General features: G+C 55.3%; 23 protein-coding genes and 2 tRNA genes. 18 read left to right on the plus strand and 7 right to left on the minus strand.

What is annotated here, in order from left to right; all coding sequences use genetic code 11:
- Positions 1 to 49: 49 nt before the first annotated feature.
- Positions 50 to 126: transfer RNA gene (locus IMQ56_RS19800), tRNA-Asp, on the plus strand.
- Between the two features lie 160 nt (positions 127 to 286).
- Positions 287 to 1,090 (plus strand): 2,5-didehydrogluconate reductase DkgB, encoded by an 804-nt coding sequence (dkgB, locus tag IMQ56_RS19805; RefSeq protein ID WP_060580217.1) that lies wholly within the window; start codon positions 287 to 289, stop codon positions 1,088 to 1,090.
- Between the two features lie 30 nt (positions 1,091 to 1,120).
- Here dkgB and yafC read toward each other — a convergent pair whose 3' ends face one another.
- The gene (gene yafC, locus IMQ56_RS19810; RefSeq protein ID WP_045327840.1) at positions 1,121 to 2,026 is read right to left on the minus strand and encodes a DNA-binding transcriptional regulator YafC; all 906 of its coding nucleotides are present in this window, start codon (positions 2,024 to 2,026) and stop codon (positions 1,121 to 1,123) included.
- Between the two features lie 103 nt (positions 2,027 to 2,129).
- On the opposite strand from yafC, the gene IMQ56_RS19815 reads away from it, so the two are divergent.
- From IMQ56_RS19815 to IMQ56_RS19825, 3 genes are all read left to right on the plus strand, one after another.
- Positions 2,130 to 3,305, plus strand: a complete 1,176-nt coding sequence (locus IMQ56_RS19815) for an MFS transporter (protein ID WP_047365254.1) — start codon at positions 2,130 to 2,132, stop codon at positions 3,303 to 3,305.
- Between the two features lie 137 nt (positions 3,306 to 3,442).
- Entirely contained in the window at positions 3,443 to 4,243 is an 801-nt protein-coding gene (locus tag IMQ56_RS19820) for an endonuclease/exonuclease/phosphatase family protein (protein ID WP_026080641.1), read from the plus strand.
- Positions 4,244 to 4,320: 77 nt separating this feature from the next.
- Positions 4,321 to 5,094, plus strand: coding sequence for a class I SAM-dependent methyltransferase (locus IMQ56_RS19825; protein ID WP_196064124.1), 774 nt, complete (start codon positions 4,321 to 4,323; stop codon positions 5,092 to 5,094).
- Between the two features lie 52 nt (positions 5,095 to 5,146).
- Here IMQ56_RS19825 and mltD read toward each other — a convergent pair whose 3' ends face one another.
- Together mltD and gloB are read right to left on the minus strand one after the other, a co-directional pair.
- On the minus strand, positions 5,147 to 6,511 hold the full coding sequence (gene mltD / locus IMQ56_RS19830; protein WP_032671409.1) for a murein transglycosylase D: 1,365 nt from the start codon (positions 6,509 to 6,511) through the stop codon (positions 5,147 to 5,149).
- 68 nt (positions 6,512 to 6,579) lie between these two features.
- Complete coding sequence (gloB, locus tag IMQ56_RS19835) at positions 6,580 to 7,338, minus strand: hydroxyacylglutathione hydrolase (protein WP_032102816.1); 759 nt, start codon at positions 7,336 to 7,338, stop codon at positions 6,580 to 6,582.
- Between the two features lie 32 nt (positions 7,339 to 7,370).
- Here gloB and IMQ56_RS19840 point away from each other — a divergent pair, with 32 nt between their 5' ends.
- Entirely contained in the window at positions 7,371 to 8,087 is a 717-nt protein-coding gene (locus IMQ56_RS19840) for a class I SAM-dependent methyltransferase (RefSeq protein WP_196064125.1), read from the plus strand.
- On the opposite strand, the gene rnhA is transcribed toward IMQ56_RS19840, so the two are convergent.
- The gene (rnhA, locus tag IMQ56_RS19845) at positions 8,088 to 8,666 is read right to left on the minus strand and encodes a ribonuclease HI (protein ID WP_160840538.1); all 579 of its coding nucleotides are present in this window, start codon (positions 8,664 to 8,666) and stop codon (positions 8,088 to 8,090) included. It abuts the gene before it with no gap.
- On the opposite strand from rnhA, the gene dnaQ reads away from it, so the two are divergent.
- From dnaQ to IMQ56_RS19890, 9 genes are all read left to right on the plus strand, one after another.
- A complete protein-coding gene (gene dnaQ / locus IMQ56_RS19850; RefSeq protein WP_003863237.1) occupies positions 8,620 to 9,351 on the plus strand; it encodes a DNA polymerase III subunit epsilon in 732 nt (243 codons plus the stop codon). The two genes, rnhA and dnaQ, sit on opposite strands and share 47 nt — an antisense overlap.
- 132 nt (positions 9,352 to 9,483) lie before the next feature.
- Positions 9,484 to 9,560: transfer RNA gene (locus tag IMQ56_RS19855), tRNA-Asp, on the plus strand.
- Positions 9,561 to 9,947: 387 nt separating this feature from the next.
- Entirely contained in the window at positions 9,948 to 10,667 is a 720-nt protein-coding gene (locus IMQ56_RS19860; RefSeq protein WP_015571386.1) for an FCD domain-containing protein, read from the plus strand.
- Complete coding sequence (locus tag IMQ56_RS19865; protein ID WP_032652642.1) at positions 10,664 to 11,677, plus strand: ABC transporter ATP-binding protein; 1,014 nt, start codon at positions 10,664 to 10,666, stop codon at positions 11,675 to 11,677. Before IMQ56_RS19860 ends, IMQ56_RS19865 begins: the two co-directional genes overlap by 4 nt.
- Positions 11,674 to 12,756 carry an oligopeptide/dipeptide ABC transporter ATP-binding protein gene (locus tag IMQ56_RS19870; RefSeq protein WP_032652644.1) on the plus strand — a complete coding sequence of 361 codons (1,083 nt, stop codon included), beginning with the start codon at positions 11,674 to 11,676 and terminating at the stop codon, positions 12,754 to 12,756. The genes IMQ56_RS19865 and IMQ56_RS19870 overlap by 4 nt, the downstream gene beginning before the upstream one ends.
- Positions 12,757 to 12,758: 2 nt before the next feature.
- On the plus strand, positions 12,759 to 14,273 hold the full coding sequence (locus tag IMQ56_RS19875; protein WP_072204272.1) for an ABC transporter substrate-binding protein: 1,515 nt from the start codon (positions 12,759 to 12,761) through the stop codon (positions 14,271 to 14,273).
- 18 nt (positions 14,274 to 14,291) lie between these two features.
- Positions 14,292 to 15,233: an ABC transporter permease gene (locus IMQ56_RS19880; RefSeq protein ID WP_015571382.1), complete on the plus strand. Its 942-nt coding sequence runs from the start codon at positions 14,292 to 14,294 to the stop codon at positions 15,231 to 15,233.
- Between the two features lie 2 nt (positions 15,234 to 15,235).
- Positions 15,236 to 16,111, plus strand: a complete 876-nt coding sequence (locus IMQ56_RS19885; protein ID WP_196064126.1) for an ABC transporter permease — start codon at positions 15,236 to 15,238, stop codon at positions 16,109 to 16,111.
- Between the two features lie 9 nt (positions 16,112 to 16,120).
- The gene (locus tag IMQ56_RS19890; RefSeq protein ID WP_023303117.1) at positions 16,121 to 17,722 is read left to right on the plus strand and encodes a gamma-glutamyltransferase family protein; all 1,602 of its coding nucleotides are present in this window, start codon (positions 16,121 to 16,123) and stop codon (positions 17,720 to 17,722) included.
- Positions 17,723 to 17,807: 85 nt separating this feature from the next.
- On the opposite strand, the gene IMQ56_RS19895 is transcribed toward IMQ56_RS19890, so the two are convergent.
- Positions 17,808 to 18,578, minus strand: a complete 771-nt coding sequence (locus IMQ56_RS19895) for an amidohydrolase (RefSeq protein WP_017383119.1) — start codon at positions 18,576 to 18,578, stop codon at positions 17,808 to 17,810.
- 107 nt (positions 18,579 to 18,685) lie between these two features.
- A complete protein-coding gene (fadE, locus tag IMQ56_RS19900) occupies positions 18,686 to 21,130 on the minus strand; it encodes an acyl-CoA dehydrogenase FadE (protein WP_196064127.1) in 2,445 nt (814 codons plus the stop codon).
- Positions 21,131 to 21,369: 239 nt separating this feature from the next.
- Here fadE and lpcA point away from each other — a divergent pair, with 239 nt between their 5' ends.
- Together lpcA and IMQ56_RS19910 are read left to right on the plus strand one after the other, a co-directional pair.
- A complete protein-coding gene (gene lpcA, locus IMQ56_RS19905; RefSeq protein WP_003863232.1) occupies positions 21,370 to 21,948 on the plus strand; it encodes a D-sedoheptulose 7-phosphate isomerase in 579 nt (192 codons plus the stop codon).
- Between the two features lie 48 nt (positions 21,949 to 21,996).
- The gene (locus IMQ56_RS19910; RefSeq protein WP_015571377.1) at positions 21,997 to 22,764 is read left to right on the plus strand and encodes a class II glutamine amidotransferase; all 768 of its coding nucleotides are present in this window, start codon (positions 21,997 to 21,999) and stop codon (positions 22,762 to 22,764) included.
- Here the strand turns inward: IMQ56_RS19910 and dpaA are convergent.
- Entirely contained in the window at positions 22,735 to 23,475 is a 741-nt protein-coding gene (dpaA, locus tag IMQ56_RS19915; RefSeq protein WP_006810008.1) for a peptidoglycan meso-diaminopimelic acid protein amidase, read from the minus strand. The two genes, IMQ56_RS19910 and dpaA, sit on opposite strands and share 30 nt — an antisense overlap.
- A 300-nt stretch (positions 23,476 to 23,775) precedes the next feature.
- Between dpaA and IMQ56_RS19920 the strand changes: the two genes are divergently transcribed.
- Positions 23,776 to 25,119, plus strand: coding sequence for a Na(+)-translocating NADH-quinone reductase subunit A (locus IMQ56_RS19920; protein ID WP_023295963.1), 1,344 nt, complete (start codon positions 23,776 to 23,778; stop codon positions 25,117 to 25,119).
- Positions 25,120 to 25,121 lie beyond the last annotated feature (2 nt).

The following is a 25,121-nucleotide window of genomic DNA, read 5'->3' on the forward strand; positions in this document are numbered from 1 at the left end:
TTAAGTAGTAAGCCGGTGCATTAATCCGGTGGTTACAGAAGTATTCGGTGGAGCGGTAGTTCAGTCGGTTAGAATACCTGCCTGTCACGCAGGGGGTCGCGGGTTCGAGTCCCGTCCGTTCCGCCACTTATTAAAAGCCCTGAGCGTTAGCTCAGGGCTTTTTTCTTATCTGTCGTTTGATTGTTGCGAAATTAGCAAAAATCCTCTGCGGTTCACGATCTTTTTCGGCATAACAACTACAGCGATAATTCTCCTCAGTTTATGAACATAACGATTGAGGAATCATATGACTATCCCTGCACTGGGTCTGGGCACTTTCCGCCTGAAAGACGACGTTGTTATCGCATCTGTTAAAACCGCACTTGAGTTGGGCTATCGGGCTATTGATACGGCGCAGATTTATGATAACGAAGCTGCCGTAGGCCAGGCCATCGAAGAGAGCGGCGTACCGCGCGACGAACTTTTCATCACCACTAAAATCTGGATTGAGAATCTCAGCAAAGACAAGCTGATCCCAAGCCTGAAGGAAAGCCTGAAAAAGCTGCGTACTGACTATGTTGATCTGACGCTGATCCACTGGCCATCTCCTGACGATGCCGTCTCTGTGGAGGAGTTCATGCAGGCGCTGCTGGAAGCGAAAGAGCAGGGCTTAACGCGTGAAATTGGCATCTCTAACTTCACCATCCCGTTGATGGAAAGGGCCATCGCCGCAGTGGGTAAAGAAAATATTGCCACCAACCAGATTGAACTCTCTCCTTACCTGCAAAACCGCAAAGTCGTGGACTGGGCGAAACAGCATGGTATTCACATCACCTCGTACATGACGCTGGCCTATGGTAAGGCACTGAAAGATGAAGTGATTACGCGTATCGCTGAGAAACATAACGCGACTGCTGCGCAGGTCATTCTGGCATGGGCGATGGGTGAGGGCTATGCCGTGATCCCGTCTTCAACCAAACGTGAAAACCTGGCAAGTAACCTGTTAGCGCTGGATCTCCAGCTTGATGATGAAGATAACAACGCGATCGCTGCACTGGAATGCAACGATCGTCTGGTCAGCCCGGAAGGGTTAGCTCCAGACTGGGACTAATAAACGCCCTCCCTCTGTACCCTTAAACCCTCACACAGCTCCTCCGGGAGCTGTTTTTATATGTTCGCTAAGGAAGTCGATAAAAGCGCGTATGCGCGTACTTACCGCTCTGTCACTGTAATACACTGCGCTAAAAGGCATCTCTACAGGTAAGCGTTTGTCAGCCATCAGTTCTACAAGCTGACCCGCAGCTATTTCATTATCAATCATATAGTCTGATAAACAGGCGATCCCATTTCCTTCAAGACAAAGCTGTTTCAGCGTTTCTCCGCTATTAGACGAAAGTCCGCAAGTGATCTCATGAAGTTGTCCGTCATGACAGGCCACGGGCCAGGTGTTCAGCGAGACAGGTTCCGTAAAGCCCAGGCACAGGTGCTGCTTCAGCTCCTCAACGGTCTCCGGTTTGCCATGCTCTGCAATATATTGCGGTGACGCGATAATTTTGCGGTAGCTGGTGAACAGTGGGCGAGCGCGTAAACTTGAATCCGTCAGGGTTCCCGCGCGGATCGCCACATCAACTTTACGCTCAATCAGGTTAATAAACGTCTCTGAAGAGACCAGGGACAGAGTCATCTCCGGATAACGTTCCCGGAATGGCTTGATTAACGGCATCAGAAAATGAAGCACGACCGGCGTCGCCGCATCAATGCGTAGCAATCCACGCGGAGTGCTACGCGACTCCATTATTTCCGTCTCAGCTGCCGCCATCTCCTGCAAAACGGATTGTACGCGGCGAAAATAACGTTCACCTTCTTCCGTCAGGCTGAGCTGCCGCGTTGTTCTGTTGAGCAGACTTACCCCGAGCTTCATCTCCAGCTTTTTCACCGAGCGGCTGATGGCGGAGTTCGCCTGCCCGAGCTGTTCGGCCGCACGGCTGAAGCTGCCGCTTTCAACAACGGCAACAAAGATAGTCAGTTCTTCCGATGTGGCTTTCATTATTGCATCATCCGCAAAATTCTATTGAGATTCTAACCATTTTTGTTATTTAAACACTGGCGCATACTGCCTGTCATCTTAATCCTGAAGAGACGGAGTATTTATGCCACTTGCGCTTCTTGCCCTGACGATCAGTGCCTTCGCAATTGGCACGACCGAATTTGTTATTGTAGGACTTGTTCCCACTATTGCTGAACAACTCGCCATTTCGCTGCCTTCTGCCGGGCTGCTGGTATCTATTTACGCGTTAGGCGTCGCTGTTGGGGCGCCTGTGCTGACCGCACTGACTGGACGCTTTCCACGTAAACAACTGTTAGTTGCCCTGATGGTGCTCTTCACCGCCGGCAATATTCTGGCGTGGCAGGCTCCGGACTACACTACCCTGGTCATTGCCCGTTTGCTGACTGGCCTCGCGCACGGTGTCTTCTTCTCCATCGGTTCCACGATTGCAACCAGCCTGGTGCCAAAAGAGAAAGCGGCGTCAGCCATTGCGATTATGTTTGGCGGCTTAACCGTCGCGCTGGTCACCGGCGTGCCGTTAGGAACGTTTATTGGGCAACATTTTGGCTGGCGAGAAACCTTCCTCGCGGTATCGCTGTTGGGCGTGATTGCTCTGGTAGCCAGCCTGCTACTGGTGCCCTCCAGTATTCCGGGGCGCGCGAGCGCCAGCCTGAGCGATCAGGTTAAGGTTCTGACACACCCGCGCCTGCTGCTGATCTATGCCGTTACGGCTCTGGGTTATGGAGGTGTGTTCACTGCGTTCACTTTCCTTGCACCGATGATGCAGGAGCTGGCTGGTTTTTCTCCGGGCGCAGTGAGCTGGATTTTACTGGGCTACGGTATCTCCGTCGCAATCGGCAATATCTGGGGCGGCAAGCTTGCAGATAAGCATGGTGCGGTACCGGCGCTAAAATTTATCTTCGCCGCGCTGGTTTTCCTCCTGATGATTTTCCAGTTCACCGCGTCGATACAATACGCTGCGCTGGTAACTGTGTTGGTTATGGGAATATTCGCGTTTGGTAACGTACCGGGATTGCAGGTCTATGTTGTACAGAAAGCCGAACGCTATACGCCCAATGCGGTGGATGTCGCCTCCGGCCTGAATATCGCCGCATTCAATATCGGTATCGCACTCGGATCGGTTATCGGCGGGCAGACGGTTGAACACGTTGGATTAACCCAAACGCCATGGATTGGTGCGGTAATTGTGCTTGTCGCTTTCCTGCTTATTGGTCTGAGTGGACGGCTTGATAAACCCGCTCGTATCGCGCTTGGATAAGTATCAGTAAGTGCTTGCTTACAAAACTGGAAAGCGGTTTCTCAGTAATTGCGTTGAAAGTGTGACCTAAAATCCCTATAACATTAGAACCAGTCCGTTTTCCGGGCTGGTTCATGTTACAGAGGTCGTTTCCAAAAGTGCGAAAAAATACCTATGCCATGCGTTATGTTGCCGGAATGCCCGCGGAGAGGATCTTGCCTCCGGGGTCGTTTGCGAGCCTGGGTCAGGCATTACCAGCGGGCACGCCATTAAGCAGTGACGAAAAAATTCGCGTACTGGTGTGGAACATCTTTAAACAACAGCGTGCGGAGTGGTTATCCGTACTTAAAAATTTTGGTAAAGATGCGCATCTGGTTCTGTTACAGGAGGCGCAAACCACGCCTGAGCTGGTCAGGTTTGCAACGACAAACTATCTTGCAGCCGATCAGGTGCCTGCCTTTGTTCTGCCACAGCATCCTTCTGGGGTGATGACCCTTTCAGCCGCACATCCGGTCTATTGCTGCCCGCTGCGTGAACGTGAGCCAATCCTGCGTCTGGCAAAATCGGCGCTGGTCACGGTCTATCCGTTGCCCGACACCCGTCTGCTGATGGTGGTAAACATTCATGCGGTGAACTTCAGCCTGGGTGTTGATGTGTACAGTAAGCAGTTACTACCCATTGGCGATCAGATTGCTCATCACAGTGGGCCGATCATTATGGCCGGGGACTTCAATGCCTGGAGCCGTCCACGTATGAACGCGTTGTACCGCTTCGCGCGTGAAATGTCGCTGCGTGAAGTTCGTTTTAACGATGACCAGCGCAAGAAAGCGTTTGGTCGTCCTCTCGATTTTGTCTTCTATCGGGGTTTAAGCGTGCACGACGCCTCCGTTCTGGTGACGCGCGCCTCCGATCATAATCCTCTACTAGTTGAATTCAGTCCCGGCAAACCTGATAAATAATGGTGCGTCAGGTCTGCCGTGGGGCAGGCCTGTGCGGGTGCTGCCCTTTATTTTTTAACCCATAAAAGGACAGCAACATGACAACAACACACTCCCATCATGACAACGTCGAAAAACAGTTTGGTTCTCAGGCAAGTGCCTACCTGAGCAGCGCCGTGCACGCCTCTGGCCGCGATCTGGTACGTCTCGGCGAACGGCTCGCCGCGTTTCCTGACGCGCACGTGCTGGACTTAGGCTGCGGGGCGGGGCACGCCAGTTTTACCGCCGCACAGCAGGTTGCTCAGGTGACGGCATATGACTTATCGAGCCAGATGCTGGATGTGGTTGCTGAAGCGGCGAAAGCGAAAGGGCTGAATAACGTCACGACGCGCCAGGGCTACGCTGAATCTTTACCCTTTGAGGATGCGTCGTTTGAGGTTGTGATTAGCCGTTACTCTGCACACCACTGGCATGATGTGGGGCAGGCATTACGGGAAGTGAAACGCGTGCTCATACCGGGCGGAATCTTCATCATCATGGACGTGATGTCTCCCGGACATCCGGTACGAAATATCTGGCTCCAGACGGTTGAAGCGCTGCGTGATACCTCGCACGTGCAAAACTACTCCAGTGGAGAGTGGCTTACGTTTATCACCGAAGCCGGCTTGATTTCACGCTCATTGATAACCGACCGTTTGCCGCTGGAGTTCACATCATGGATTGCACGGATGCGCACACCCGAGGCATTGACTCAGGCGATCCGATTGTATCAGGAGAGCGCCTCTGCTGACGTGAAGGCGTACTTTGAACTGCATGACGATGGTTCGTTTACCAGCGACACCATTATGGCTGAAGCGCAAAAAGCGGGATAAATAAAAAAGGCACCGAGGGGAATCGGTGCCTTTTTAACAAGCGATCGTACTATCAGGAATCTGGCGTAGCGCTGTTTTTCACAAACAACGTCAGCTGGTCGCCAGGTTGCAGGTTGTCAGTATCGTTGTTCCAGCGCATCACATCTTTGATGTTTACGCCGTGACGCTTAGCAATACTGGACAGCGAGTCGCCTTTACGTACGCGATAGGTAATGCTATCGCTGTTTTTAGCGAGACGCTGTGCGCTGCTACCTGCACCTACGGTCAGCGTTTGACCCACTTTCAGACCAGATCCGCGCAGATTATTCCACTGCTGGAGATCTTTCGCATTCACGCCAAGACGTGATGCAATACCTGAAAGCGTATCACCTGAACGCACCTTATAGCTGCGGCTGCTTACAGGCGACGTATCAGCGATCAGCGTGGACTGAACGGCTGCAATTTCACCCGAAGCCAAAGACTCTCGTAACTGTTCCGCATGTTTCTGCGGAACCATCACATAGCCAGGGCCACTAGCGCCCAGCGTGGAGCCTTTAACACCTGCATTAAAGGTTTTAAGCTTACTTACCGACATACCCGTCATATCTGCAACCTGTTGAATATCAACCGGGCTGCTGAGGCGGACACGCGCCAGTGCACGACTTTCGTCTGGTGTTGGCAGTTGTACACCGTAACGTTTGCTGTTCTTGAGAATATCGCCCAGTGCCAGCATTTTCGGTACGTAAATCTTTGTTTCCTGTGGCAGTGAGAGCGACCAGAAGTCTGTGGATTTTCCACGCGCTTTATTCGCTTTCATTGCCTTCAGTACACGACCTTCACCACTGTTATACGCCGCGACGGTCAATAACCAGTCGCCGTCAAACATCTTGTTCAGACGTTGCATCATGTCGAGAGCGGCTGTCGTTGAAGCGACAACATCACGACGCGCATCGTAGTTGCGGGTCTGCTTTAAACCATAATTTCGCCCTGTGCTCGGAATGATCTGCCAGATGCCTGCTGCATTGGCGCCAGACGTCGCGTGCGGGTCAAAAGCGCTCTCCACTATGGGTAGTAGTACCAGTTCCATAGGCATGTTACGTTTCTTAACTTGCCCGGCTATCCAGTACATATACGGCTCTGCCCGTAATGTTACATCGTGGAGATAGCTCTTATTTCTCAAATACTTCTGTTTCTGTTCGCGAATCCGGCTGTTTTCCGGAATTCCCATCTTTAGCTCGTCGCCAATAGAGGCCCACAAGTCTTGTTCCTGCGCGAAGGATGTCCCATCGTCCAACCATCGCGCCTGACTCGTAAACTTCCCTGCTTCCCCTTGACCAGCCGCAGAAAGGCTCTGTGCGTGCTGTTGTACGTTGCTGCCGTTTTGTGACTGGCAACCTACAAGCAGGACAGAGGCGAGTAATATCGCTTTTGCCTTCATGTGTGTGTCAATAGTTGCTTAAAAGACGAGCGATGATAACGGCGAAATTTTGAAAAGGCAACCCGCAATTATCTGAAGTTATCTTTCTTTGACCTTAACCATGCAAATCGCGCTTCAGGTTGTAACAAATTTGTTTCTTGATTAATTTTATTAATTAAATCAACATCATCAGTTCTTAAAAATAAATTTATTTGTCGCTCATTTTTCAGAATTACGGGGAGTGTTTTTTGGTTTTTTGCACGTAACTCCTTCACTTTCTGGTAATAATCCTGAATCGCCCGATCCTCAGGCAGCACGCTTGCAGCAAACTTCATATTCCCTAATGTATACTCATGTGCGCAACAAATTACGGTGTCGGCTGGCAGCGCATTAATTTTTTGTAAAGATTGATACATCTGTTCTGGCGTGCCTTCAAACAGCCTTCCACAGCCGCCAGAAAACAGCGTGTCGCCACAAAACAGATAAGGTTTGCTGTAGAAACAGAGATGACCGGAAGTGTGACCTGGCGTAGCAAATACGGAAAACTCCCACCCGAGGATGAGGATACTTTCGCCTTCTTCAACAACTTGCGTCGTACCCTTATCCTGTGTCTCTGCTGGTCCGTAGACGGGTAGATGGGGATAGCGTGCAAGGAGATCGGGAACACCGCCGACATGATCGTGATGGTGATGGGTAAGGAGGATCGCCTCCGGCTGCCAGCCGTTTTCTTTAATCGCGTGCAGGATCGGTGCGGATTCGCCTGGATCAACAATGATGCATCTGCGATCGTCGTCGACTAAAACCCAGATGTAATTGTCCTGAAAGGCGGAAATACTGATAAGATTCATGCATTACCTCTTATAGCGTGGCGGGTGTTTTGATGAAACCGGCAAGGATACCTCAGACTGTCGCACCACCGGAACGTTGGGCAGAGTTGCCCTGGGGTGAATATTATCGCGAGGCCTTAGAACTTCAGCTTAAACCCTGGCTCGCGAAAATGTATGGTTTTCACCTGCTTAAGATTGGCAATCTGAGCGCAGAAATCAATACCGAAAGCTGCGCTATCTCGCATCAGGTCAGCGTATCGCTTAATGGCTCCCCGGTTCAGGTGAAAGCGGATCCGCTGCATTTGCCGTTTGCGGAAAAATCCATTGATGCCTGTCTGCTCGCCCACACGCTGCCCTGGTGCAGCGATCCCCATCGTCTGCTGCGGGAAGCCGACCGCGTTTTGATTGATGACGGCTGGCTGATCCTGAGCGGTTTTAATCCGCTGAGTCTGATGGGGCTACGTAAACTGACGCCCGTTCTGCGTCGCACGCCGCCTTATAACAGCAGGATGTTTACCATGATGCGCCAGCTGGACTGGCTTTCACTGTTAAATTTCGAAGTGCTAAGCTACGGGGGTTTTCAGGTCATCCCCTGGACGCGTAAAGGCGGGGTCTTATTAAGCACCCATTTACCCGCGCTGGGCTGCATGCAATTTATTGTCGCGCGTAAGAGGATGATCCCCCTTACGCTCAACCCGATGAAGCAAAGCAAATCAAAAACGCGGATCCGCCAGACCGTGGGGGCCACGCGGCAGTACAAAAAACCGTGATCAGGATTCAGGTTGATAACCTGCATCCTCATGGGTCGGGTTGGATGCCGCCGCGCGAGCCAGCTCGTCACAGCGTTCGTTTTCAGGATGACCGGCGTGCCCCTTTACCCACTCCCATTTGATTTCGTGCTGACCGAGGGCGGCATCAAGACGCTTCCAGAGATCGACATTCTTGACGGGTTTTTTCTCTGCCGTTTTCCAGCCCCGCTTTTTCCAGTTGTGGATCCATTGGGTAATGCCCTGGCGGACATACTGGCTGTCGGTACTCAGCACCACGTCACAATGTTCTTTTAACGCTTCCAGCGCCACGATGGCCGCCATCAACTCCATGCGGTTGTTGGTGGTCAGGAAATAGCCTTCACTAAATGTTTTTTCATGCTGGCGATAGCGCATAATGGCGCCATAGCCGCCGGGCCCTGGGTTACCGAGACAAGATCCATCGGTGAAAATTTCTACCTGTTTACGCATCTCTGGTAGACTTCCTGTATTTGAAACGTTCAGTAAAACGATAAGTCTGACATAAATGACCGCTATGAGCACTGCAATTACTCGCCAGATTGTTCTTGATACCGAAACCACCGGTATGAACCAGATTGGCGCCCACTACGAAGGGCACAAAATCATTGAGATTGGTGCCGTTGAAGTGGTGAACCGTCGCCTTACGGGCAACAACTTCCACGTTTACCTTAAACCCGATCGGCTGGTGGACCCGGAAGCGTTCGGCGTTCACGGAATTGCCGATGAGTTTTTGCTGGATAAGCCCACCTTTGCCGACGTCGCAGATGAATTTCTCGACTACATCAGAGGTGCGGAACTTGTCATTCATAACGCGTCGTTCGATATCGGCTTTATGGACTATGAGTTCAGCAAGCTCAACCGTGATATTCCGAAGACGAATACGTTCTGTAAAGTCACGGATAGCCTGGCGCTGGCAAGGAAGATGTTCCCCGGCAAGCGTAACAGCCTTGATGCCCTGTGCTCTCGCTATGAGATAGACAACACCAAGCGAACGCTGCACGGCGCGTTGCTCGATGCCCAGATCCTGGCCGATGTCTACCTGACCATGACCGGCGGGCAAACGTCGATGAAATTCAGTATGGAAAATGAATCCCAGCAGACGCGGGATGAAGGGGGAATTCAGCGCATTGTGCGTCAGGCGAATCGCCTGCGGGTTGTTTTAGCCAGTGATGAAGAACTGATGAACCATGAATCTCGTCTCGATTTAGTGCAGAAGAAGGGCGGAAGCTGTCTGTGGCGCACGTGAAAATGTGCTGAAACGTTTGTTAAATCACCGTTTGGGTGAATTTTGCAGCAAACGATTCAAAACCTGAGAAAAAGCGTTGACGAGTTCAGAGGCAAACCGTAATATTCGCCTCGTTCCCCAAACGGGAACAGTGGAGCGGTAGTTCAGTCGGTTAGAATACCTGCCTGTCACGCAGGGGGTCGCGGGTTCGAGTCCCGTCCGTTCCGCCACTATTCAGAAAGCCTGAGTCAGAAATGATTCAGGCTTTCGTCGTTTTATAGTCCCTCGAATATTGTTTATTCCTCTTTTTATTTCCATTAACTAAAAGTTAATAAATAAGGTGCATTTTATTAACAATTGCACGATTTTAGTGCATTATTTGCACTGTTTTTGTGCATTTTTTGCCCGACCTTACCTTCGCGCCCATCTTCTTATGTAATAATTATGTAAAATAATTGGTAGGAAATCATTCGGTTACCGATCATTTTTCAGAAAATCAATGAACCAATACGCTATTGGTTCGTTAATTGCTTAATCATTAGCACGTTAAGTTCTGCGTCATATCAATAACTTATTATTAATAAAAATAAAGCAATGATGAAAGCGAGCGAACCAATATGGAAAAGCCTTCACGGTTTTTAGCTAATTCCAGTACCGCGCTTGAGCAGCTGCGCGGGCTTATCAACCAGCACGAGTCAACACCAGGCATTCCGCTGCCCACTGAACGTGAGCTGTCGGACACTCTCGGCGTAGGCCGACGTGAAGTGCGTCGCGCGCTGGACGTGCTGGAAGAGGAAGGGCGTATCTGGCGCAAGCAGGGCAAGGGTACCTTCATTGGTCCATCTGCCCCGGTTGAGCCGTTGGCGCTTCAGGGATTGGTTCAGCAAACCAACCTGCTGGAAGTCATGGAAGCTCGACTACAGCTCGAACCCGGCTTAGCCCGACTTGCGGCACTGCGTGCCACCAGGGAAAACCTCGCGCTCATGCAGCGTATGCTGGAACGCATTAATAAGGTCAGCCCGGATGACCGCGATCTCAACGAACTGTGGGATAGCGCCTTCCACCGCGCCATTGCGGAGGCAGCAGGTAACCGCCTGATGCTTGGGCTTTTTGATGCGATAGATGCCGTCCGCCGGGAGCCTGGCTGGCAGCATTTACGCGAACTTGCCCGCACCCCTGAACGTGTCGATAGCTACAACGACCACCATCACAAAATCATGTCAGCGATTATTCATCGCCAGCCTAACGAAGCAGCTGCCGCCATGCGCGAACACCTGCTCAGCCTGCAAACCGCCCTGATTCAGGCTATCCACCTTGAGGACGATTCCACGCTATGACGACGATACCCTTTAAGGACTCCACGCCCGTACTGCGGCTGCAAAACCTCAACGTTAAATTCGCGGGCTCGCCGGTGAGCGTGCTCGACGATATCTCGCTGACGGTCAGGGCGGGAGAAACGCTGGCGCTGGTAGGCGAGTCCGGCTGCGGTAAAAGCATCACTTCCCTGGCGCTGATGGGGTTATTACCTGCCAGCGCCCGGATCGTCAGCGGGGAGATGAATTTCCGCCGCCAGGATCTGCGCAAGCTCTCGCCGCGGGAGTATGCCGATCTGCGCGGCAGCGAGCTGGCGATGATATTCCAGGAGCCCATGACCTCGCTCAACCCGGCCTTCACGCTTGGCGATCAGCTCAGTGAAGCGGTGATGCGCCATCAAACGATCTCCCGGGCTGAGGCGATGACGGTTGCGCTACAGATCCTGGAGAAGGTGCAGATCCCGGCCGCAGAGATGCGCCTTAAGGCTTACCCGCATCAGCTTTCCGGCGGTATGCGCCAGCGCGTGATGATAGCGATGGCGCTGATAAACCATCCCAAACTACTCATTGCTGACGAACCCACTACCGCTCTGGACGTGACCATTCAGGCGCAAATTCTCTCCCTGCTCAATACTTTAAAAGAAGAAACGGGCACGGCGGTGCTGATGATCACCCACGATTTAGGCGTGGTGGCTGAAGTCGCGCAGCAGGTGGCGGTGATGTATGCCGGACAGCTAGTGGAGCAGGGGAGTGTTGAAGCCCTGTTTGCCGATCCGCAGCACCCCTATACCATTGGCCTTATGGGTTCCCTTCCTTCTATGGGGGCGCGTAAAGGCCAGCTATCAACTATTCCCGGATCGGTCCCGCTGCCGGAATCCATGCCTCAAGGCTGCCGCTTTGCCACCCGATGTCCCTTCGCGCAGACGCGCTGTCATGCTGAAAAACCACCGCTCACTACGCTCAGTACGGGCCATCAGGTTGCCTGCTTCCGCGTGCCGCTCGAACACCACATTGCCCTGGGAGAGACCGCATGACTATGCCCATTCTTGAAGCCCGCGATCTGAGCAAGCTTTTCCCCGGCCCGAAAAAACTGTTTACGCCGGCCCGCTTTGTCACCGCTGTCGACCGAGTTTCGATGTCGGTGATGCCTGGCGAAACGCTGGCAATTGTCGGCGAGTCGGGTTCCGGGAAATCCACCCTTGGTCGTCTGCTGCTGCGCCTGCTGGGCGCCAGCGAAGGGCGGGTATTTTATCAGGGTGAGGAGATCACCCACGCCTCGGGCGCCCGTCTGAACCAGCTCCGGCGTGAGCTACAGATCATCTTTCAGGATCCCTTCGCTTCGCTGAACCCGCGCATGACGGTGGAGCAAATTGTCGGTGAGCCGCTGTGGCTGCACCAGAACATGAAAAAAACGGATCGCCAGTACCGCGTCTCCGAGCTACTCAGGACGGTCGGCTTGCCCGCGGCCTGGGCCGGGCGTTATCCACACGAATTTTCCGGCGGGCAGCGTCAGCGTATCGGCATTGCGCGCGCGCTGGCGTCAGGCCCAAAGCTGCTGCTGGGTGATGAGCCGGTTTCTGCGCTGGACGTTTCCGTTCAGGCACAGGTGGTTAATTTACTGGAAAGCCTGAAGCACCAGTTGGGGCTAACGATGGTGATCGTCGCCCACGGGCTGGCGGTTATCCGTCATATGAGCGACCGCGTGGCGGTAATGTATCTTGGGCAAATCGTCGAGCTGGCCACCGTCGACGACATCTTCGACGCACCGTTGCATCCTTATACCCAGGCGTTGATTGCCTCAGCGCCGCAAATGCAGCCAGGCGTAGCGCGGGATACGCCGCTGTTGCAGGGTGATTTACCGAACCCGGCTAACCCGCCGTCCGGCTGCCGTTTCCACACCCGTTGCCCCTACGTTACAGATGAATGCCGCCAGATCGAGCCGATTAATCAGGTGCTCGACGGCGGACGTCAGGTTGCCTGCCATCGCTGGCAGGAGATCAATCGCGATCGCAGCGTTATCCAGATCGCACCGCCATCCGCCGCTTTTCTGCGCCGCCGCGCGCTATTTGAACACGCGGCCACTCACTCCTCCCTTCCTTCAAGGAACTCATGATAATGACAATGCGTAATTCTCTTTTGACCGTACTGGGAAGTGTTATGTTGCTTGGCGCGGCGCTGCCCGCCCATTCTGAAAGCGTGCTGCGGATCGGCCTGGGGGCCGACCCGGATATGCTCGACCCGCATCTGGCGCGCACCTACTATGGCCGTTTCGTGTTTGCCTCCCTGTGCGACAGGCTGGTGGACGTCGACGAGCACCTGAAAGTGGTGCCGGGTCTGGCAAAATCCTGGGCCTGGAGCGAAGATGGCAAAACGCTGACTATGGATCTACGCGAAGGTGTGACCTTCCACGACGGTGAAAAATTTGATGCCGCTGCGGCAAAATACAACCTCGACCGCGCCCTGACCCTCAAAGGCTCCTTGCGTAAAAGCGAGATCTCATCCGTTGAATCGGTCGAGGTCACCGGCCCGATGCAGATTGCGCTGCACCTGAAAACACCGGATGCCGCGCTGCTAATGCAGCTCACCGACCGCGCGGGCGCGATGATGGCACCCGATGCGGCGAAAAAGCCTGACTTTGCCGCCCATCCCGTCTGCTCCGGTCCATACAAATTCGACAGCCGCGTGTCGCAGGACCGCATCGTTCTGACCCGCTTCGACAACTACTGGAACAAAGACGCCTATCACTTCGACAAAATCATCTATCTGCCGATCCCGGATGCCTCCGTGCGTCTCGCGAACCTGCGCGCGGGCGATCTTGACCTGACCGAGGGCATTGCCGCCAGCGACGTCAAAACCGTCGAAGCCGACAGCAAGCTGGCGCTGGCGAAGGTCACCGGTCTGGGCTATCAGGGGATCACCTTCAATATTAACAACGGCAAGGTGCCGGCCAACGATCCGTTCAAAGATGCCCGCGTGCGCGAGGCGTTTTCTCAGGCAATCGATCGCGATGCGTTAAACCAGGTGGTCTTTGAAGGGCTCTACACCCCGGCAAATCAGGCGTTTTCACCGGTCAGCCCGTACCACGTTAACCTGCCGGTCCCGCCGCGCGACGTCGATAAAGCCAAAGCGCTGCTGAAAGCCGCCGGTGTGACCACGCCGCTGAGCGTCAATCTGCTGGTGCCAAACAACCCAACCTCGCAGCAGGTGGGACAGGTATTGCAGGCGATGGTGGCAGAGGCGGGCTTTAACCTGAACCTGCAAATGACCGAGTTCGCCACGCTGCTGGATCGCCAGCAGAGCGGTGACTACCAGTTGAGCTTCTCCGGCTGGTCGGGGCGCCCGGATCCGGATGGCAGCATTTACGGCTTTATCAACAGTAAAGGCACCCTGAACGACGGCCGCTACAGTAACGCGCAGATCGATGAATGGCTGACTCAGGCGCGTCAGAGCACCGACCAGGCCGCACGCCAGCCGCTGTACGACAAGGTGGTGAAGCAACTCCAGACCGACATGCCGATTGCCTACCTCTACTTCGAGCCGCGCATTTTTGGCCTGAACAAAAGCGTGCAGGGCTTTAAGCCGTACCCGGACGGCATCGTGCGTCTGGCCGGTTTGACGCTGGCAAAATAAACGTCCTGAGGAGAACCCATGCTGGAACTGATTTGCAAACGTCTGCTGCTGGCCGTCCCGACGCTATTGCTGGTGAGCATGATGGTGTTCGGGCTGCAAAAGCTGCTGCCCGGCGACCCGCTGATCGCCATGGCCGGGGAGGAGCGCGATCCGGCGGTCATTGCCCAACTGCGTGCTGAGCTTAATCTGGATGCGCCGATCCCCGTGCAGTATTTCCATTGGCTGACGCGCGCGCTGCAGGGCGATCTGGGCGTCTCCTTGCGCACGCATGAACCGGTCACGCAGCTGATTGCCAGCAAGCTGCCGGTCACGCTGGAGCTCTCTCTGCTGGCGATGATCATCGCGCTGGTGTTTGGCATCAGCATGGGGATCCTTGCGGCGGTGAATAAAAACAGCTGGGTCGATCACGGGGCGAACTTTGTGGCGATCTCGGGGATATCAATTCCGCACTTCTGGCTGGGGATCCTGCTGATTCTGGTCTTTTCGGTGAACTTGCAATGGTTACCTGCGTCCGGTTATGTGCCATTCAGTGAAGATCCGATCCAGAACCTGCGCACGCTGCTGCTGCCCGCGTCCGTGCTCGGAACCGGACTGGCGGCGACGCTGATGCGCCATACCCGTGCGTCGATGATTGCGGTGCTGAAAGCGGATTACATCCGCACCGCGCGCGCTAAGGGGCTGCTGCCGAAAGCAGTGATCCTGAAGCACGCCTTTCGCAACGCGCTGGTGCCTGTAATCACCCTCACCACGCTGCTGTTCGGCGAGCTACTGGGCGGCGCGGTGCTGACCGAGCAGGTCTTCACCATTCCGGGCTTTGGCAAAATGATCGTCGACTCGGTGTTCAATCGTGACTATGCGGTGGTGCAGGGCGTGGTGCTGATCGTGGCGATCGGCTTCCTGATGCTCAATCTGCTGGCCGACGTGCTCTACGTCCTTATCAACCCGAAAATGCGAGGTTAACCATGGCGGAACTGACGACGCAAACCGTTGCCCCCACGCTGCCGCGCGCGCAGAACCGGGTGCTGAAGAAATTTCTCGGCAATAAAAGCGCGGTGATTGGCGCGCTTGTGGTGGGCTTTTTTGTCCTGGTGGCGCTGCTGGCGCCGTGGATCGCCCCCTTCGACCAGGTCAAAGCCAACTTCCTGGCGGTGCGCAAAGCGCCGTCGGCGATGTACTGGTTCGGCACCGACGAGCTGGGGCGTGACATCTTATCCCGCATTATTTGGGGGGCGCGCACCTCGCTGATGGCGGGCTGTATGTCGGTCATTATTGCCGTGGTCATCGGCGTGCCGCTGGGGCTGGTGGCGGGCTACTTCCAGAAGATGTGGGACGGCGTGATCTCGCGCTTTATTGAGGCCTTGCTGGCCTGTCCGTTCCTGATCATGGCGATCGCGCTGGGGGCATTTTTGGGCCCAAGCCTGACGAATGCGATGATCGCCATTGGTCTCTCGGCAATGCCGATCTTCGCCCGGCTGACGCGCGGCCAGGTGATCGCCATTCGCAACGAAGAGTATATCGACGGCGCGCGGGCGATTGGCCTGCCGGATCGCTGGATCATCATTAAATACGTCCTGCCAAACGTGATGTCGCCGATCCTCGTGCAGGCCACGCTGGCGATCGCCTCGGCGATTATCGCCGAAGCCAGCCTGTCGTTTTTGGGGCTGGGACAGCAGCCGCCAAATCCGTCCTGGGGCTCCATGCTCAACACCGCGAAAGGGTTTCTGGAGCAGGCTCCGTGGATGTCCGTTTTTCCCGGCGTGGCGATTTTCCTTGCCGTGCAGGGCTTTAATCTACTCGGCGACGGGCTGCGCGATGCGCTCGATCCGCGCCACGACTAAGGAGTCATGATGACCAAAGCGCTTGATTTTACGTCCGGTTACGATTCACGCCGCCCGCCGATGCTGGGCCATAACGCGGTTGCCACGTCGCAGCCGCTGGCGGCGCAGGCGGGGATGAAGATGCTGCAACTGGGCGGCAATGCCGTCGATGCAGCCATTGCCACCGCGATGGCGCTGACGGTGGTTGAGCCGACCGGCAACGGGATCGGCAGCGACGCCTTTGCCATCGTCTGGGACGGTGAAAAGCTTCACGGCCTCAACGCATCAGGCCGCTCGCCGGCCAGCTGGCATGCGGATCTGTTTGCCGGAAAAAGCGCAGTGCCGGAAATTGGCTGGGACGCGGTGACCGTGCCGGGAGCGGTATCCGGCTGGGTCGCGCTGGCGGAGCGCTTCGGCACGCTGCCGCTGACCACGCTGGCGCAGCCTGCCATTGACTACGCGCGCAACGGCTTTCCCGTCTCGCCGCTGATTGGTCATCTCTGGCAGCGAGGCTATAGCAAGCTGAAAGATCAGCCGGGCTTCAGCGCCTGCTTCGCGCCGGAAGGCCGCGCCCCGCGCGTGGGGGAAATCTTCCGTAACCCGGCGCAGGCGAACTCGCTGGAGCTGATTGCGAAAACCAACGGTGACGCGTTTTACCGCGGCGAGCTGGCGCAGAAAATTGCCGCCTTTGCCAAAGAACACGGTGCGCATCTGACGGCAGAGGATCTGGCAAACCACCGCGTGGACTGGGTTGACCTGCTGTCGCGCGACTTCGCGGGCGGCTCGGTTCAGGAATTGCCGCCAAACGGTCAGGGGATCGCCACGCTGATTGCGCTCGGCATTCTTGAGCAGTGCGGCATTGAGAAGCATCACCCGGATTCCGTGCAGTCTCTTCATCTCTCCATCGAGGCGATGAAGCTGGCGCTGGCGGATCTCGACCGCTACGTTGCGGATGAAGAACATATGGCGTTCGCGGCAAAAGAGCTGCTGAGTGACCATTACCTGAAGTCGCGCGCCGCGCTTATCAACCACGATAGCGCCTCTGATTTTGTGTACGGATCGCCGACGCAGAGCGGGACGGTTTACGTCAGCACCGCGGATGCGAGTGGGATGATGGTCTCGTTTATTCAGTCCAACTATATGGGATTCGGTTCAGGGATCGTGGTGCCGGATACCGGGATCAGCCTGCAAAACCGGGGCTGCGGCTTTGTGCTGGATCCTGCGCACCCGAACGCGCTGGCGGGCAGCAAGCGCCCGTTCCACACCATCATTCCGGGATTTGCGATGGACGGCAACGGCAAGCCGCTGATGTCCTTCGGCGTGATGGGCGGCCCGATGCAGGCGCAGGGGCACATGCAGATGGCGCTGCGCATTATGCTGCACGGGCAAAACCCGCAGGCGGCAATCGATGCACCGCGCTGGCGCGTGGTGCAGGGCAGGGAGGTGATCGTCGAATCAACGTTCGATCGCAATACTATCGCGGCGCTGCGCGAGCGCGGGCATCAGATCGTGGTGGAAGATCCGCTTCAGGATTATAACTTCGGCGGTGCGCAAGTGATTTACCGTATGCCGGAAGGGCACTACGTGGCCGCGACGGAAAGCCGCAAAGACGGGCAGGCGCTGGTGAGTTAATTAACGCCCGGTGGCGCTGCGCTTACCGTGCCTACGCTGTGCTTTTTGTAGGCCGGGTAAGGCGCAGCCGTCACCCGGCTTTTTTTCAACCAATGCTAAACGGATCTGCATCCTGCCAGGCCGGAAACTTCTCCCGATACTCCTTTAACGCCGTTAACGAGATCTCAGCGTCAATTCGTGTTGCCTGATGCGGCTCGGCGGTGGCAATAATCTCACCCTGCGGACTTATCACCCGGCTGTCACCGCGATAGTGATGCCCGTTGCCGTCCGTTCCCACGCGGTTACAGCCAACGACATAAGCCTGATTTTCAATCGCGCGCGCGGTCAGTAAAGCCTGCCAGTGCAGGGAGCGTGGGGCGGGCCAGTTGGCGACGTACAACGCCAGGTCATAATCGTTGCGGTTGCGCGACCACACCGGGAAGCGCAGGTCATAGCAGACCAGCGGCAGAATACGCCAGCCGCGCCATTCAAATACCACGCGTTCGCTTCCGGCTTCATAATGTTGATGTTCATCCGCCATGCGGAACAGGTGGCGCTTATCGTAGAAATGGACTTTTCCTTCCGGCTCAACCAGCAGGAAGCGGTTGACCGGTCCGCGCCCGGTCTGGAGTGCGACGCTACCGGCAATCAGCGCATTTGTTTCCTGCGCCCTGGCGTGCATCCAGGCCACCACCTCGTCCTGCGGCATGGACTGTTTTGCTGCCTCCATCGCGAAACCTGTGGTAAACATCTCCGGCAGGACAATCACATCGCGTCCGGTAATCTCTTCCAGCTGGCGATCAAAATGGCGAAGGTTGGCGGGGCCGTCCATCCACACTAAAGGTTGCTGCAAAACAGAAATCTTTAAACCAGGCACGATACAGGCTCCTTAATAAACACTTTTTGACACTGTAGCACGTCATTACCAGAAAATGTGGCAATAAAAAACCCCGCGCGGGGCGGGGTTTGTGGGAGCAAAAGGCCTTATGCCGCTTCAGGTTTGCGGTGCTTCTCTGGCAGCTTTACCGGCTGTGTCGCCAGCTCTTCAGGTTCGAAATCATCCACATTAATACTGCGCAGACGGCTCTCTTCGGCTTTCACCAGAATCGCAGCTTCGCTGTTGTCGATGATGCCACCCGCCAGCGCCTGTTTTGCCAGCTCATCCAGTCGTGTAAACGGCAGGTTTTTGCCCAGCTGTTTGCAGATCTTCTGGTGAATCGGGTCGGCGGCCATCACGTCAAGCAGCGCCTCTTCCAGCAAACCTACCGGGTTATGCGGGGTAGGTGCCAGATATTGACCCCGACCAATACGAGAGCGGGTTGTGCTTGGTACCTGGAGGATTTTTGCCACTTTGTGATCCAGCTTGTCGGACGGCGCCAGGTGATGACGACCGGTCGGGAAAATCACCGCGCGCAGGGCACCCGCTACGAAGCGGTTCGGGAAGTTCGCCAGCAGATCGTCAATCGCCTGTTCGGCCTGATACATCGCATCCTGAACGCCCCAGTGCACCAGCGGCAGATCCGCTTCCTGACGGCCTTCATCGTCGTAGCGTTTCAGCACCGCAGAGGCCAGGAAGATCTGGCTCAGCACATCACCCAGACGGGCGGAGATGCGTTCGCGACGCTTCAGGCTACCGCCCAGCACCGCCATGGAAACGTCAGACAGCAGAGCCAGGTTGGCGCTCAGACGGTTCAGGTGCTGGTAGTAACGTTTGGTCGCATCGCCGGTTGGCGTCGCGCTGGTCAGCCCGCGCGTCAGGCCCAGCCAGAAGCTGCGCACCTTGTTGCTGCCGACGTGACCGATATGTTTGAACAGCAGTTTGTCGAAGGCATCCACATCATTATTCTGCGCGGCAGCCATCTCTTCCAGCACGTACGGATGGCAACGAATCGCACCCTGGCCGAAGATCATCATGCTGCGGGTCAGGATGTTTGCCCCTTCCACGGTGATGGCAATCGGCGCACCCTGATAGCCGCGCGCCAGGAAGTTGCCTTCGCCGAGCATGATACCTTTACCGCCTGCGATATCCATTGCATCAATAATTGACTGCTGTGCGCGGTGGGTACAGTGATACTTCACAATCGCCGACAGCACGGCGGGTTTTTCGCCCAGCATAATGCCGTAGGTAATCAGCGAGGCTGCGGCGTCCATCACGTAGGCATTGCCCGCAATACGCGCCAGCGGCTCTTCGATACCTTCCATCTTGCCGATGGAGATTTTGAACTGACGGCGGATATGCGCGTAAGCCCCAATCCCCATCGCCACCGATTTCAGACCGCCTGTTGAGTTCGACGGCAGGGTAATGCCGCGGCCCACAGACAGACATTCCACCAGCATACGCCAGCCCTGCCCGGCCATTTTCGGGCCACCGATGATGTAGTCAATCGGGACAAAGATATCCTGACCGCGGGTAGGACCGTTCTGGAACGGTACGTTCAGCGGGAAGTGACGGCGACCAATTTCAACGCCCGGGGTTGAGGTTGGGATCAGCGCACAGGTAATACCCAGCTCTTCTTCACCGCCCAGCAGTTTTTCCGGGTCAGAGAGTTTGAACGCCATGCCCAGCACCGTGGCGATAGGTGCTAGGGTGATATAACGTTTGTTCCAGGTCAGGCGCATGCCCAGCACCTGCTGGCCCTGCCATTCGCCCATGCAAACCACGCCGGTATCAGGAATTGCGCCGGCATCGGAGCCTGCCTCCGGGCTGGTCAGCGCGAAGCACGGAATTTCCTGACCACGCGCCAGACGCGGCAGGTAGTGATCTTTCTGCTCTTCTGTACCGTAATGCTGTAACAGCTCGCCCGGGCCTAAGGAGTTTGGCACGCCAACGGTGATCGCCAGGATCCCGGAGACACCCGCCAGTTTTTGCAGTACGCGAGCCTGAGCGTAAGCGGAGAATTCCAGACCGCCGTACTCTTTCTTAATGATCATCGCGAAGAAGCGATGCTCTTTCAGGTATGCCCACAGCTCAGGCGGCAGGTCGGCCATTTCGTGAGTGATGGCAAAGTCGTTTGCCATGCGGCACGCTTCTTCTACCGGACCATCAATAAAGGCTTGTTCTTCGGCGGTCAGACGCGGCTGCGGATAGTTGTGAAGCTTTTTCCAGTCCGGGTTGCCCTGGAACAGATCGCCTTCCCACCAGGTCGTACCGGCGTCAATCGCTTCTTTCTCTGTACGCGACATCGGCGGCATCACTTTACGGAATCCCCTGAACACCGGCGCAGAGATCATCGACTTACGCATCGGCGTCAGGTTGAACGGCAGCAAAATGATGGCCAGGGGAACAAGGACCCAGATATTCCACAGGCCAGCGACGCCAAGTGCAGCCGTCCAGGCCAGAAGAATCAGGCTACTCAGGAATAAACTGACACGGTGATAGAACAACACACCGAGCAGTACAACGGTTGCGAGAATGCTCAAAATCATCATAAAGAAAAGCTCCCTTGCTTGTAGGAGGTCTGACCACTTGTGATGATATGGTTGTAGTTGATGTCATTTCCTTTAGCAATGTGTTTACAAAATAATTACAACCTGGTTCACATTGTTCGCGTTTTAGCCGGCACAAAAAATCAAAACGCCGGACGATTCGCATGGCTTTAGCTTCTCGCTTTTACTGCTATCCGGTACACTCCACTGTGTTATTTCATCAATACTGAAGGATTATCCTCATGTACCAGGATCTTATTCGTAACGAACTGAACGAAGCGGCGGAAACGCTGGCGAATTTTCTGAAAGATGATGCCAATATTCACGCTATTCAGCGCGCGGCGGTCCTGCTTGCCGACAGCTTCAAAGCCGGCGGTAAAGTGCTCTCCTGCGGTAACGGCGGTTCCCACTGTGACGCCATGCACTTCGCCGAAGAGCTGACCGGACGCTATCGCGAAAACCGTCCGGGCTACCCGGCGATTGCGATTTCCGACGTGAGCCACATCTCCTGTGTAGGCAACGACTTCGGTTACGACCATATCTTTTCCCGCTACGTTGAAGCCGTAGGCCGTGAAGGCGACGTGCTGCTGGGTATCTCCACGTCCGGTAACTCTGCTAACGTGATCAAAGCGATCGCCGCCGCGCGTGAGAAGGGCATGAAAGTGATCACCCTGACCGGGAAAGATGGCGGTAAGATGGACGGTACAGCGGACATTGAAATCCGTGTACCACACTTCGGTTATGCGGATCGCGTTCAGGAAATTCACATCAAAGTGATCCACATCCTGATCCAACTGATCGAAAAAGAGATGGTTAAGTAAGACTTCGCTGGGGGGCGCCGGTGCCCCCCGCTGTTGTGGAGGTGATCTATGTGCGAACTGCTCGGGATGAGCGCCAATGTGCCAACCGATATCTGCTTTAGTTTTACCGGGCTGGTTCAGCGCGGTGGAGGAACCGGGCCGCATAAAGACGGCTGGGGTATTACCTTCTACGAAGGCAAAGGATGTCGCACGTTTAAAGATCCACAACCCAGCTTTAACTCACCCATTGCCAGACTGGTGCAGGACTATCCTATTAAATCCTGTTCGGTGATCGCCCATATCCGCCAGGCAAATCGCGGCGAAGTGGCGCTGGAAAATACCCATCCGTTTACCCGTGAACTGTGGGGCCGTAACTGGACCTATGCGCACAACGGGCAGCTTTCGGGCTATAAGTCGCTGGAAACCGGCAATTTCCGTCCTGTCGGTGAAACGGACAGCGAAAAAGCATTTTGCTGGCTGCTGCACAAGCTGACCGAGCGCTACCCCCGTACGCCCGGCAACATGACCGCCGTTTTTAAGTACATAGCGTCACTGGCGTTTGAGTTACGCGAGAAGGGCGTCTTTAATATGCTGCTGTCTGACGGGCGCTACGTGATGGCGTTCTGCTCGACGAATCTGTTCTGGATCACCCGACGTGCGCCGTTTGGCGTCGCCACGCTGCTCGATCAGGATGTGGAAATTGATTTTCAGAAGGAGACCACACCGAACGATGTGGTCACTGTCATTGCAACGCAGCCGCTGACCGGCAACGAAACCTGGCAAAAGATCATGCCAGGCGAGTGGGCGCTATTTTGTCTCGGGGACCGCGTAATTTGACGCCAGCTGCGGCTGAACCACTTCATGGCTGAGCGGTTTACTCACCACGTAACGGCCATTGACGATGGACACCACCGGCGGCTTATGGGTCTGCTCGAAGTAGTCATAGCCCGGTTTTAGCTGTTTCCAGAAATCTGTGTAAACAGAGTACTTATGGCGCGCCATGTTCGCATCCGTCATACGGAACGGATAGATGCTGACCTGAACATTCGGCTGGCCGAAGACCAGTGCGCCCGTGACAAACTGGAAGATTTCATCAATGCCGGAATCCGTCATCGCATAACAACCGACTGACACGCAGGCACCGTGAATCATCAGGTATTTCCCTTCGTAACCGTGCGCACGGTCGAAGGCATTGGGGAAACCGATGTTAATCGCTTTATAGAACCGGCTGTCCGGTTTTAGCTGGTTACGCTGAACGTTGTAAAACCCTTCCGGACTTTTGAAGTCACCCTGGCGCTGTTTCGGCCCCAGCCCGCCAGAATAGTTACAGATTTTGTAGCTATCGAGCAGCTGATACGTCTCGCCCATTTTGACAAACAGATCGAGTGTGCGCTCTTCCTTGAAGATTTGAATATAAACCGGGGATCCCATCAACTGCTGTTTATACTCTTTGCTGACCGGCGTCGTTGAACTATTACTGCCAAGCAGCCCGGCAAACGACATGCACGGTATCAGAAGCATCGCAATGAACAATGCGATTTTACGCATACTACTGGTTCCTTGATAAAACAATGACCAACTTGCCAGAACGGCAAAAGACACCCGAAATCAGACTAATCTGGACAGGAGCGCTCACATTAGCACCGATGGAGATTTTCGCAAGAGCCAACCTTTGCGTTTACAAATTAGTTTTACTTTATAACCCATTCATAATGTCCTGACTCCAGGAACTTTGCGCAATAGCTCGCATTTCAGCGCGCCAGACGGCGGATTTGCTGCCCCTGGCAGGGCCGAAAATGTTACACTCCGGCCTCTCTGGATTGTTGTTCATGGATACCTGCTAACCACATGTTTAGAATCAGAAAAGGACTCGATCTGCCAATCTCTGGCGTGCCTGAACAGCACGTCACCACCGGCGCCAGTATTCATCATGTCGCTATTGTAGGTGATGATTACGTGGGCATGCGTCCCGCGATGCTGGTACAGGAAGGCGATCGCGTAATAAAAGGCCAGGCGCTCTTCGAGGATAAAAAAAATCCTGGCGTTATGTTTACAGCCCCAGCCAGCGGCACCGTTGTCGCCATCCATCGTGGTGAGCGTCGCGTCCTGCAATCGGTTGTTATTCAAATTGAAGGCGATGAGAAACGCGAATTTGCGCGTTTTGACGCCGCCGATCTTGCCACCCTCAGCCACGACGCGGTGCAGACGCAACTGCTGGAGTCGGGACTGTGGACGGCGCTTCGCACGCGCCCCTATAGCAAAACGCCCGTGCCTGGCACTGTGCCGGCCGCTATCTTCGTCACGGCCATCGACACCAACCCGCTCAGCGCAGATCCGCAGCCTCTTATCCTGGCTGAACGCAAAGCTTTCGATGCCGGCCTCACCGTGTTAACGCGCCTGACGCCGGGCAAAGTGCATGTCTGTCAGGCCAGCGGCGGTAAGCTGGGCGGGCATCCGCAAGGGCAGGTAGCCTTTAATGAATTTGCCGGCCCGCATCCGGCCGGGCTGGTGGGAACGCATATTCATTTCCTGGAGCCGGTAAGCCTGACGAAACAGGTCTGGCATCTTAATTATCAGGACGTGATCGCTATCGGTAAGCTGTTCACCACGGGTGAGCTGTGCGCAGAACGCATTATTGCCATCGGCGGCCCTCAGGCAACCCAACCGCGTCTGGTTCGCACGCTGCTTGGGGCGGACCTGACGGCGCTGTTGGCTGGCGAAACGAAAGAGGGTGAAAACCGTATTATTTCCGGTTCGGTGCTGAGCGGAAGGCACGCGACAGGCCCGATGGCCTGGCTGGGTCGTTTCCATCTTCAGGTGAGCGTTGTGCTTGAAGGACGCGAGAAAGAGCTGTTCGGCTGGGTGCTGCCTGGTGCAGAAAAATACTCGGTAACGCGCACCACGCTCGGCCACTTCCTGCGTCGTAAGCTGTTTAACTTCTCCACCAGCACCAACGGCGGTGAGCGCGCCATGGTTCCGATTGGCAACTACGAACGCGTGATGCCGCTGGATATTCTGCCCACCGTGCTGCTGCGCGATCTCCTGGCCGGCGATACCGACGGTGCCCAGGCGTTGGGCTGTCTGGAGCTGGACGAAGAAGATCTGGCGCTGTGTACCTACGTGTGTCCAGGTAAATACGAATATGGACCCGTATTGCGCGAGGTGTTAACCCGCATTGAGCAGGAAGGATAACC

Source organism: Enterobacter sp. Res13-Sevr-PEC09-46, from assembly GCF_015672585.1.
GTDB classification, from domain to species: domain Bacteria; phylum Pseudomonadota; class Gammaproteobacteria; order Enterobacterales; family Enterobacteriaceae; genus Enterobacter; species Enterobacter hormaechei_C.

Coding starts and splice junctions, on each gene's coding strand:
- dkgB (WP_060580217.1), top strand. CDS start 287: ATGACTATCCCTGCACTGGGTCTGGGCACTTTCCGCCTGAAAGACGAC.
- yafC (WP_045327840.1), bottom strand. CDS start 2,026: ATGAAAGCCACATCGGAAGAACTGACTATCTTTGTTGCCGTTGTTGAA.
- IMQ56_RS19815 (WP_047365254.1), top strand. CDS start 2,130: ATGCCACTTGCGCTTCTTGCCCTGACGATCAGTGCCTTCGCAATTGGC.
- IMQ56_RS19825 (WP_196064124.1), top strand. CDS start 4,321: ATGACAACAACACACTCCCATCATGACAACGTCGAAAAACAGTTTGGT.
- mltD (WP_032671409.1), bottom strand. CDS start 6,511: ATGAAGGCAAAAGCGATATTACTCGCCTCTGTCCTGCTTGTAGGTTGC.
- gloB (WP_032102816.1), bottom strand. CDS start 7,338: ATGAATCTTATCAGTATTTCCGCCTTTCAGGACAATTACATCTGGGTT.
- IMQ56_RS19840 (WP_196064125.1), top strand. CDS start 7,371: ATGAAACCGGCAAGGATACCTCAGACTGTCGCACCACCGGAACGTTGG.
- dnaQ (WP_003863237.1), top strand. CDS start 8,620: ATGAGCACTGCAATTACTCGCCAGATTGTTCTTGATACCGAAACCACC.
- IMQ56_RS19860 (WP_015571386.1), top strand. CDS start 9,948: ATGGAAAAGCCTTCACGGTTTTTAGCTAATTCCAGTACCGCGCTTGAG.
- IMQ56_RS19865 (WP_032652642.1), top strand. CDS start 10,664: ATGACGACGATACCCTTTAAGGACTCCACGCCCGTACTGCGGCTGCAA.
- IMQ56_RS19870 (WP_032652644.1), top strand. CDS start 11,674: ATGACTATGCCCATTCTTGAAGCCCGCGATCTGAGCAAGCTTTTCCCC.
- IMQ56_RS19875 (WP_072204272.1), top strand. CDS start 12,759: ATGACAATGCGTAATTCTCTTTTGACCGTACTGGGAAGTGTTATGTTG.
- IMQ56_RS19880 (WP_015571382.1), top strand. CDS start 14,292: ATGCTGGAACTGATTTGCAAACGTCTGCTGCTGGCCGTCCCGACGCTA.
- IMQ56_RS19885 (WP_196064126.1), top strand. CDS start 15,236: ATGGCGGAACTGACGACGCAAACCGTTGCCCCCACGCTGCCGCGCGCG.
- IMQ56_RS19890 (WP_023303117.1), top strand. CDS start 16,121: ATGACCAAAGCGCTTGATTTTACGTCCGGTTACGATTCACGCCGCCCG.
- fadE (WP_196064127.1), bottom strand. CDS start 21,130: ATGATGATTTTGAGCATTCTCGCAACCGTTGTACTGCTCGGTGTGTTG.
- lpcA (WP_003863232.1), top strand. CDS start 21,370: ATGTACCAGGATCTTATTCGTAACGAACTGAACGAAGCGGCGGAAACG.
- IMQ56_RS19910 (WP_015571377.1), top strand. CDS start 21,997: ATGTGCGAACTGCTCGGGATGAGCGCCAATGTGCCAACCGATATCTGC.
- dpaA (WP_006810008.1), bottom strand. CDS start 23,475: ATGCGTAAAATCGCATTGTTCATTGCGATGCTTCTGATACCGTGCATG.
- IMQ56_RS19920 (WP_023295963.1), top strand. CDS start 23,776: ATGTTTAGAATCAGAAAAGGACTCGATCTGCCAATCTCTGGCGTGCCT.